Here is a 9,370-nt window from a genome sequence, read left to right as displayed (position 1 = left end):
CGGAGAGATGGCTGAGTGGTTGAAAGCACCGGTCTTGAAAACCGGCATACGTTAATAGCGTATCTAGGGTTCAAATCCCTATCTCTCCGCCATATTAGATTAAGCCCGCTCAATGAGCGGGCTTTTTCGTATGTGGAATAAACTTGTGGAGATAGGGATGCAGAACCCTAGACCCTGGGTTCAGCCGAGCGAAGCGAGACAACGTTGCCCGGCGAAGCCGAGCAGGCAACGGCCCGAAGGGCAAGGGAGCTTGCGACCAAGTAAATCCCTATCTCTCCGCCATATGAGATTAAGCCCGCTCAATGAGCGGGCTTTTTCGTATGTGGAATAAACTTGTGGAGATAGGGATGCAGAACCCCAGACCCTGGGTTCAGCCGAGCGAAGCGAGACAACGTTGCCCGGCGAAGCCGAGCAGGCAACGGCCCGAAGGGCAAGGGAGCTTGCGACCGAGTAAATCCCTATCTCTCCGCCACATTAGAAAAGGCCGCTGAACTATCAGCGGCCTTTTTGCATTTTTAGCCTCGTAAGAGATAGGGTGCAGAACCCTAGACCCTATGGGTTCAGCCGAGCGAAGCGAGACAACGTTGCCAGGCGAAGCCGAGTAGGCAACGGCCCGAAGGGCAAGGGAGCTTGCGACCGAGTAAATCCCTATCTCTCCGCCATATTAGATTAAGCCCGCTCAATGAGCGGGCTTTTTCGTTTTTTATACTGCTCTGATATCTAGTTGCTTTTCATCGATATAGAAGCCTGCCTATTTGGTGGGCTTTTGTAATGCGCTCTCAATATGCAACAAAAGTGTTTGGAAATCATAAAGGTGCATTTCCTGCAATTGCGGTTGCAAACAATTCCAAATATCCCCCAGCTATAGCTTGTAGGCTGTCATCTACTCGAGCTGACCCAAGAAGTTAGCGTTGTATATACCTCGCTGTTGATTTAGGGGGGAGTGATGACACAACCAACTTATGCCCATTGCCTTCGCCCGTTGTCATTTCAGGACAACGGCACTTTTACTGCAGACCTCTGTTATCGGGAACGCACTGACACCGTCGTTCTTTCTTGGAGCGATATGTTTTGCCTTGCCGGTATGCAAGATGGCTCCGTCCGCGCTACATCAAAATTCTTACCTGCTCTGTTTCCGCTGAACCGTTGGGGTGATGCAGAAAGTACAGCTATGCTGGTGCGTGAGCTGCAGTCCACGGCTTGCCATATGTTGAGGCTATATGCGCCTCCTTCAGAAGCTGTACGCAAAGAATTGGAGAAGCTGAATTTCAGCCCGGTTCAATTATGTAGGTTAAGCGGGTACTCACAAGGGAATTTCAGCCGCACTGTTGAGAGCAAAAAAGAGGCGGACATGGCGCTTAGCCTTGTTCTCGCCACGCTCCATCGGCTCCGCGCGCTGACTATCATGTCAGGACAGCAAGGACGGGCAGCTGCGACCGATAGCAAAGACCAAATGTTAGCTTCGTTTAGGGTCAAGCTTCGGAACGTTGAAGACATGAGCCGTCCGTTGGTTGGATGCCAGCGCGCAGATTTGCCTTCTGTCGTTTTTGATCTCATGGGATACGGCGTTGTGCGTCTGACTGTCATAGACATGGTTCAACTCATGATAGGCGAACGCCTTCCACCGCCACTTGCTAGTTTGGAAGAAAGACTGAGCCATGATGAGCAAATGAAGGCAGAACTGGTGCGGGTCAGTTATGAAGTGCTTCTCAAAAAATGGATGAGCAAATCTGTCTGGCAGCATGTTCTGGCTGAGTTTGAACTCAGCACCGGTGATATCTATCAGCTTGGTGCTCCATTTACGGAAGCAGTATTGTCCGACACGTCTTCAGCGTTTGATTGTCCGCAACCACCTTGGCTGATTTGGATAATCCCTTTCCTTACCAACTCTGGCGTAGGAAGAACGGTTCCTAAGCATGCGGATTATGCGCCACAGGCTCCAGCGAGCGAGATAACGCCACCTCCAGTATTTAGTTAGTTGTCGCGAAAGAAAAAGAGTGCTTTTACAGCAAAGGGATGCAAAAACTGCAAACTAATGTGCACTTATTTCCATAGCGTGTGATGTCCTGAAAATTAATCATAGATACCGACAATCTGATGCTCTCAGGAACGAGTGCCTCAGATTGTTCGGATATTTGAATACAGCCAAGATGCTTGAATTTTTCACGCGGCTGTCCTGATTTGTAGCCTGGACGCTGGAGACGCAATGAATAATATCAGTATGGACACGATGACGGTGGTGGAAGCGAATAACGGCTTCGACACCCGTTACCCCGCAAAAGAGGATCTGTCGCTTCCTTATCGCCAACTCTTTCCCTTTATTACCAAAGCAGCAAACACCCCATTTCACGCCATGCTACCCCATCGAATTAAGCAAAATATTGTAGGTGTGAAGCACGCACTTTCCCGATATTTAGGAGAGCGTTTTCAGGTGTTGTATGCCATGAAAACCAATCGTTCTGCTGCGTTGGTAAAGGCCGCCGCTGAGGAAGGAATTGGCATTGATGTGTCATCGCTTGAAGAGTTTCAACTAGCACTCACGCAAGGAGTGTGCGGGCGAGACTGCAGCTTATCTGGGCCATTTAAATCCGTGGAGTTTTTGACACTGGCACTGAGGCAGAATGCTCGAATTGTTGTCGATAGCGATGAAGAATTGCTTCAAATCCAGAATCTTGCGGTATCGATTGGAAAAACCGCCCGTGTGCTACTTCGCTGGAATGCAGAACAGCCTCATACACGTTTTGGGATGAATACAGTCAAGTTGAAAGCCGCCTCTTTGGTTGCTGACAGCTTATCGAACATTGAACTCGAGGGGGCAGGCTTTCACCTTTCCGGTTACTGCCCGCTAGAACGTGGTAAAGCACTTTCTGACTTGCTGGATGTGGCTGATGCGTTGCGGTATGGCGCTGACATTCGTTGGAAAGCAATAAACATTGGCGGCGGTTACCCGCTTCGCTATGTCGAAGAAGCCACTTGGCGACGCTTTCAAAATGCCATCGACAAACAGGACTTTGTTGCGGGCCGAATGCCAAAAAGTTTTTACCCTTACTGGCACCCAGATACGTTGGAGACTGCTTTAGAAAAAGTGCTGACAGAAAGCGGCAATGCTGAGCGTTTGAAAGCGAACAACATTGAACTCAGTGTTGAACCGGGACGTGCACTAACAGATGGCGCTGGCTTCACCGCTTTTGAGGTGCTGGGCACTAAAACCACTAATGCTGGAGACCACTGTGTCGTAGTAAAAGGCCTCAGCTTCAGCTTCTCGGAAACCTGGTTCAATTCGGAATTTATCGTCGATCCTGTTCATATTCCTGCCTCTCAAGAAACGACTAAATCGACAAATGCTGTCTGCGCCTATATCGCCGGGCAAAGTTGCCTTGAAGAAGATGTACTGACTTACCGCAAGGTGCCTTTCTCCCAAATGCCCAAAGCTGGCGACTTGCTGGTTTTCAACAATACAGCCGGTTACCTGATGGACCTGCTGGAAACCCGTTTTCATGGTTTGCCTATCCCTAACAAAGTTGTTCTGGATAACAAGGAAGATTCTTTTTCAATCGAGGAGGTACGAGGATGAAACTCTGCACAGCAATGCACCAGATGATTGGTGAGACACCGATGCTTGCTCTGAGGTTTGCCCACAGTGATTGGACACTTTGGCTGAAAGTGGAAAAGAATAATCCCGGACAAAGCATGAAAGATCGCATGGCGCGTGAAATGCTTTTTGATGCGCTACGCTCTGGCCGATTAAAGCGCGGCGGAACAGTGGTGGAATCTTCTTCCGGAAACACAGCCACTGCGCTTGCTTACATGTGTGCGGAGATTGGCATCAACTTCATTGCAGTTGTCGATCACCATGCGGCACCTGACAAGCTCGCAGCAGTCAAAGCCTATGGCGGGAAAATACATCTGTTGGAAGGTGATTTTGCCGATGATGAAGTGGCAACGGTTGCCCGCATTGAAACTGCACGAAATCTCGCAGCTTCGATTGATGGTGGTCTGTTTATGGACCAATGCAACAACGCCGCGAACCCTGCAGGTTACACCAACACGCTGGCGGTAGAACTTCAGGAGCAACTTGGCGACAACCTTGATAGCCTGGTTTGCTGCGTTGGCACAGGCGGAAGTATTGTTGGTGTAGGCGAGGCACTTCGCGTTCGTTATCCAGCGCTGGAAATTATTGGTGTGGAACCCGTTGGTTCGGTGATTTTCGGCTTCCCAAGTGGGCCTTACTGGCAATCCGGAACAGGCATGCCAGAAGGGGATGTGATGGGGCCATTTTACGACCCTGAACTTCTCGACGAAGGGGTTCGCGTCAGCGATGCGGAAGCTTTCACGACCTGTCGATATCTCGCCCGCGAGCACGGATTGCTGGTGGGTGGTTCAGCGGGTGGCGCGATTTACGAAGCCATTAAACGCTGTGCGAAGCGTGAAGGCAGCGGCAACATGGTTTGCCTGATTTGCGATGGCGGGGAAAAGTACCTGAACACGGTTTACAACGATGAGTGGCTGCATGGTAAAGGACTTTACCATGGCTCTGTTTATGAGTACTTAAACGATGTTGTTGCTAAACCACAGCGTATGGAAACGCCATGGTTTGATGCTGAGCAAGAGGACAAGGAGGCGTCTTTTGCATAGAGAAACACATTGGACTGGGTTGGCGATGATTTTCCTGGCTGTCGTTTCCGCGACAGCCATGGATGCATTCATCAAGCTCGCTGGTGGTGATATAGGTACTTGGCAGTTACTCTTTATGCGCTGGATAATCGGCGCTTTAGTCATCCTGCCTGTGGTGGCCTACTACTGGAAAAAGCGCGAGAAGATTAAAGATCGCCGTATCTACTACTGGCGCTTTGCGCTCAATCTGGTGGGTTGCTACGCCTTGTTTTACTCCTTGGCCAACCTACCGTTTGCCACCGTGATTACCATTCTGTTTGCAGAGCCCATTTTCATTATCCCGCTGGCTGTTTTTTTACTTGGTGAAAAGATTTCGTTGAAGAACGTTATCGCGAGTCTAGTCGGCTTTGGTGCAGTGTTTTACATCAATCGACCAGAAGATGCAGGCAGCGGATTCAGTGTGATTGCGCCAATTGTGGCGGCGCTGATGCTGGCGATTGAGCACGTGTTGAATAAGCGTTTGGGATCAGAGGAAAACCCTCAGTTTATGCTGTTCTGGTTGGCAGTACCGTTGGCCGCAGTATCCCTCCCAATGACGGTGTTCGTGGAAGGCTGGGTTGAAATTTCGGCTATGCAATGGGGTATTGTACTTCTCGCAGCCGTATTGGGTAATGCCTATAACTATTTTATTATTATGGGGTTTCGTCGTGCGCATGTGGCAACAGGCAGTGTGTTGTTGTACCTGTCAGTACCTATGGCATTCATCATCGGCGTGATGTTCTTCAAAGAAGTCCCAACATTGTCTGATGTGGTCTGTGGTGCATTGATCTTAGGAGCAAGCATGTTAGCAAACATGCGAAGACCGGGTGAAAAGCAGCGCGATGAGTCAGGTGACGAAGTGCCAGTAAACTCTTAATACGCTCTGTTAGATGAGCCACTACACACGATAAAAAACTCGCCCTACGGCGAGTTTCTTTTTATGCGACATCAGCCTGTGATAGAGCAGGGAGATTGAACTGGCAATTTTCTGTCAGCCACTTTTCCAAAAAGCGATAAGCGTCTTCGTCCGGCATAACGCGCGAGCCAGCAAGCTTATAGCCAAAGCCTGTCGGCACAACTTCCGGCGTCACCATGACCAACTCTCCGCTGGCGAGTTCATTTTGAATAAAAAGAGGGTCAACGACGGCTATCCCACCAATCTCTTTAACGATAGAGATGGCACTGCTAATGGAATCCGTCATCATTCGTTGCGAACACCAACTTTGGCGAACATCCATATCCAACTTGTCCAGGAAAATCTCCCAATCAGCTTCTGTTGAAGAAGGATGAACGATACGTCCGTGTTTAAGTAACTCGGGCCAAGAGGCGTCGATGAGCGTTTCAAGGTATTCAGGCTTAGCGACGGCAACAAGCCGCTCATCGTAGAACTTTTGGTCTTTGTTGTTAACGGTATAAACCACGGCCATATCAAAGTCTTCATCGGCAAAGTCGATGGTGTGGCTGTAGGCAACATGAAAGTGAAATTGGCCGAACTCGGAGGCTAATGAAAAATTATCGTGAGTGTTAGGAAGCAGCCATCGCAGTCCGAAGGAAATAGGGAGTTTTACATTCAGCGAATCATCTTTTTTCAGGGTTGAACAAGCAGAGTTGATGATCTCGAAGCCATCATTCAATTGCTTTGCCAATTGCTTTCCGGCTTCACTGAGTTTTACGTTCCCCTTACTGCCAAGCACCAGTCGCTGATCAAAGTAATTCTCGACAGTCTTAATGTGCTTGTAGACGCCTGTTGCATCGATACACATTTCCTCTCCGGCGAGGAAATAGGATTGGGTTCTGGCAACAGCGAGGAACACTTCAAGGCTTTTATAAGAGGGAGTGCATCGTGACATCGGTTAATTATTGAGTCCTGTTTCAATAGTGGAAAGATTATATGACCTCTGTTGTCTCGGTGTTGCAATGCATGTCCGAATTTTTGGGTTTGATATGAGAGGTGAATCTAATTATGTTCACACGTTTGTTACAGAGAGTAGTGAGTCATCGCTTAGTTTACCCCTGTATTTAGTGCTTTTGTCGGAAAATTTTACACTTCATCCAGTTTTATGGTCATTTCGGCTTTAGAAGATGATGTATGTTTATTTGGTCATATTGTTGTTAGTTCGATCAATGAATTGTGCTCATGACATTGGTAAGTGGAGGAGCAATTCCCTTTTTTGTTAGTCTCACTCAACTGCCAAAACAAATTGAAAATATCCCGCGCACTTTCGAAGAAAAAGAGAGACCTCGACTTGTCGTGTTTTGCGATGGCACCTGCTTTTTTATCTTTGCGCTAAGTTTTTATCTCGCCTAAATTCAAACTCTTAAATTAAGATGAATTCATTGAACTTGGATTCATTGAAGGTGGGCTGGGTGCAAATTAAGACGATTTTAACGGGGGCTTTTTTGTCCATGTCGGCCATAGCTTCGCAGGCCGCTCCGCTTAATGCTTATCCCAAAATCGACATCGACTCCCGTCAAATTTATTCCTTAGAACGCTTCCCTTACTACGATTACTTCGTTTGTCTGAAAATGTCACCATCTGGTCAACCAGTTTTAAACGTGCTCGAAACTGATCAGGTTTTCAGGAAAGCTTTGAAGCAAGTCGCAGGTGAAGCTGCGGCTCGTCAATATCGCTATCTCAATGAATTACCGGCCAAGCGAGCCTACTTTTCTAACACAGTCATCGCATCTTCTTTTCCTCAAAAGGAGCAGGTGCCTTTTGGCGCAGATGAGAGATACGAATACAGCCACCAATACCTGAAACAGCCAAAATCTGCTTATCACTATGACTTAGCAACACTTGGGATCTATCAGGAAGGTTTTGACCGTGGGACAAAACGCCACTGGCTGGTGGTTGGTATTCAGTTCCTGCAACGTGAATCAGATTGGAAAGTGGCGCGAATGAGCAACATTGGAGAGTTGATTATTCTACTTTCCCTCGACATCAAACAAATCCAACAAGCTGTCGACGAGCAGCAAGCCTATCAACATGCGCAGAATGCCGCGAAAGCCTATTTCTTTGCTGCCAACCCAGATAACTGTCATTCGAAACAACACTGATTCATCACCCTGTTAAGGAGAGAGAAATGAGCCAAGAAAAGGTCGCGGACCTGATTGCTGGATGGAGTCTCAAAGAGAAAGTCGGGCAATTGTTCATTCTGGCGTTTCCCGGGAAATCAGCTGCCACAGCAGAGCGCATGATTACCGAGTACAACCTTGGTGGCTGTTATCTGAGCCAAGACAATGCGGAAACTTTTGAAGAGGCCCACAACCTCAACAAAGCGCTTGATGATTTGCTCGAAAGAAATCATCGATTGCCGCTGTTGCTTGGTGTGGATCAGGAAGGGGCATGGGGCGTATTGGTGGGTGAATCCACAACTGGCCCAGGGAATCTGGCTTTAGGCGTGCAAAACAGCACTGAAGGGACAGAGTTGATGTACAAAGTCTGCGGCGATGAAATGCGAAACGCAGGCTTTAACTGTATTCTCGGCCCTTGCTGTGATGTGAACCTGAACCCAGCCTCTCCGATCATCGACACACGATCTTTTGGTGATCAGCCGGATAAAGTCAGTGACCACTCAGCCGCAGCAGTGAAAGGACTTCATGCTGGCAGTATTGTCGCCTGTGCCAAACACTTTCCTGGACATGGTGATACCCATGGTGACACACACCGTGAAATCCCACGGGTTGATAAATCCTATGACGAGCTTAAAGCCAACGATTTAGCGCCATTCCAGGCCGCAATCGATGCAGGTGTCGATCTCATCATGACCAGTCATATTCTCTATCCACAAATTGACAGGGAATATCCGGCTACCTTGTCTCCGGCGATTTTGCAGCAGGTGCTGCGTCAGGATATGGGTTTCGATGGCATCATCATTTCAGACAGCATGAACATGGGCGCGATCCAAAACCATTACACCCCATTAGAGGCAGCAGTGAAGGCAATGAAAGCGGGTATTACCATGATTATGCTTTCAGAAGAGCACTACGACCATTCTGATGCGTATCTCGACAAGCAATTGGCAATGATCCATGGCTTGATTGATGCGGTGGAATCTGGTGATTTGGACGAGTCCGTGATTGATTCTGCGCTGGAGCGCGTCCTGGCATTTAAACTGGACAAACTTGTGCCTCAAGCGCGTTATGCCGAGGTCTCCTTCGCACAAAACAGGCTGATTGCCAGTGAAGTGGCGGAAAACGCTGTTACCTGGATTCGTGGCGGCTTGGAAGATGTGGCTGAGAAACCGGTTTACTTGCTGAACGCTACGCCTGTGGAAAGCTATCACAACCTGATGAATCCACGGGGCATTGGTCCGAATCAGGCAGAATCCGCGTTTGGCACCTTTAGAGAGGTGCTTCTGCGGGAACATAGCAATAGCCGAGAGGTGACACTCGAAACACTGAATCACTGTGATGATGGCTATTTGGTGGTGGTCACAGAAAACTACCCATTGCCGGGAGAAGACTTTGACCAGGTGAAGGCGAAAGAAACGGTTCAACAGCTCAGCCGGGATTTCGACAACTTGATTGTGGTTGCATTGCGAAGCCCTTATGACCTGTTGGTTTACCCTGATGTGACTCACTACCTATGCGCACACTCTTCAAGACCGGAAAGTGCAGAAGCGGCGGCCAATGTTCTACTAGGGAAGATTCCCGAGGCTTACGGTATCGCGGTGAGTCGCGTGAAGTGATGTTCGGTTGGAAAAAATAGCCGCGA

General features: G+C 48.6%; 7 protein-coding genes, 1 tRNA gene and 3 other RNA genes. 10 read left to right on the top strand and 1 reads right to left on the bottom strand.

Annotation, left to right across the window (positions count from 1 at the left end):
* Nucleotide 1 precedes the first annotated feature (1 nt).
* The 8 genes from G5S52_RS22635 (at nt 2) to G5S52_RS22600 (ending at nt 5,530) form a co-directional block, all read left to right on the top strand.
* Nucleotides 2–92, top strand: a tRNA-Ser gene (locus G5S52_RS22635).
* A 44-nt stretch (nt 93–136) separates the two neighbouring features.
* A non-coding RNA gene (locus G5S52_RS22630) (RtT sRNA) lies at nt 137–282 on the top strand.
* A 44-nt stretch (nt 283–326) separates the two neighbouring features.
* Nucleotides 327–472: non-coding RNA, RtT sRNA (locus tag G5S52_RS22625), on the top strand.
* A 43-nt stretch (nt 473–515) separates the two neighbouring features.
* Nucleotides 516–662: non-coding RNA, RtT sRNA (locus tag G5S52_RS22620), on the top strand.
* A 284-nt stretch (nt 663–946) separates the two neighbouring features.
* A complete protein-coding gene (locus G5S52_RS22615) occupies nt 947–1,978 on the top strand; it encodes a hypothetical protein (RefSeq protein ID WP_165018716.1) in 1,032 nt (343 codons plus the stop codon).
* 228 nt (nt 1,979–2,206) lie between these two features.
* Complete coding sequence (locus G5S52_RS22610; RefSeq protein WP_165018714.1) at nt 2,207–3,574, top strand: alanine racemase; 1,368 nt, start codon at nt 2,207–2,209, stop codon at nt 3,572–3,574.
* On the top strand, nt 3,571–4,635 hold the full coding sequence (locus G5S52_RS22605; RefSeq protein ID WP_165018712.1) for a PLP-dependent cysteine synthase family protein: 1,065 nt from the start codon (nt 3,571–3,573) through the stop codon (nt 4,633–4,635). The genes G5S52_RS22610 and G5S52_RS22605 overlap by 4 nt, the downstream gene beginning before the upstream one ends.
* Nucleotides 4,628–5,530 carry a DMT family transporter gene (locus tag G5S52_RS22600; protein ID WP_165018710.1) on the top strand — a complete coding sequence of 301 codons (903 nt, stop codon included), beginning with the start codon at nt 4,628–4,630 and terminating at the stop codon, nt 5,528–5,530. The genes G5S52_RS22605 and G5S52_RS22600 overlap by 8 nt, the downstream gene beginning before the upstream one ends.
* 61 nt (nt 5,531–5,591) lie before the next feature.
* On the opposite strand, the gene G5S52_RS22595 is transcribed toward G5S52_RS22600, so the two are convergent.
* Nucleotides 5,592–6,503, bottom strand: a complete 912-nt coding sequence (locus tag G5S52_RS22595; protein WP_165018708.1) for a LysR substrate-binding domain-containing protein — start codon at nt 6,501–6,503, stop codon at nt 5,592–5,594.
* A 556-nt stretch (nt 6,504–7,059) separates the two neighbouring features.
* Here G5S52_RS22595 and G5S52_RS22590 point away from each other — a divergent pair.
* Nucleotides 7,060–7,710 (top strand): hypothetical protein, encoded by a 651-nt coding sequence (locus G5S52_RS22590; protein ID WP_165018706.1) that lies wholly within the window; start codon nt 7,060–7,062, stop codon nt 7,708–7,710.
* 26 nt (nt 7,711–7,736) lie between these two features.
* Nucleotides 7,737–9,344: a glycoside hydrolase family 3 N-terminal domain-containing protein gene (locus G5S52_RS22585; protein ID WP_165018705.1), complete on the top strand. Its 1,608-nt coding sequence runs from the start codon at nt 7,737–7,739 to the stop codon at nt 9,342–9,344.
* Nucleotides 9,345–9,370 lie beyond the last annotated feature (26 nt).

This window comes from Grimontia sedimenti (assembly GCF_011045095.1).
GTDB classification, from domain to species: domain Bacteria; phylum Pseudomonadota; class Gammaproteobacteria; order Enterobacterales; family Vibrionaceae; genus Enterovibrio; species Enterovibrio sedimenti.
Note: the sequence above shows the minus strand (reverse complement) of the source record. Positions and strands in the feature narration are given on the sequence as shown.

What these genes read in the sequence shown, in the direction of transcription:
- G5S52_RS22615 (WP_165018716.1), top strand. Translation starts at nt 947, where the DNA reads ATGACACAACCAACTTATGCCCATTGCCTTCGCCCGTTGTCATTTCAG.
- G5S52_RS22585 (WP_165018705.1), top strand. Translation starts at nt 7,737, where the DNA reads ATGAGCCAAGAAAAGGTCGCGGACCTGATTGCTGGATGGAGTCTCAAA.
- G5S52_RS22595 (WP_165018708.1), bottom strand. Translation starts at nt 6,503, where the DNA reads ATGTCACGATGCACTCCCTCTTATAAAAGCCTTGAAGTGTTCCTCGCT.
- G5S52_RS22605 (WP_165018712.1), top strand. Translation starts at nt 3,571, where the DNA reads ATGAAACTCTGCACAGCAATGCACCAGATGATTGGTGAGACACCGATG.
- G5S52_RS22610 (WP_165018714.1), top strand. Translation starts at nt 2,207, where the DNA reads ATGAATAATATCAGTATGGACACGATGACGGTGGTGGAAGCGAATAAC.
- G5S52_RS22590 (WP_165018706.1), top strand. Translation starts at nt 7,060, where the DNA reads ATGTCGGCCATAGCTTCGCAGGCCGCTCCGCTTAATGCTTATCCCAAA.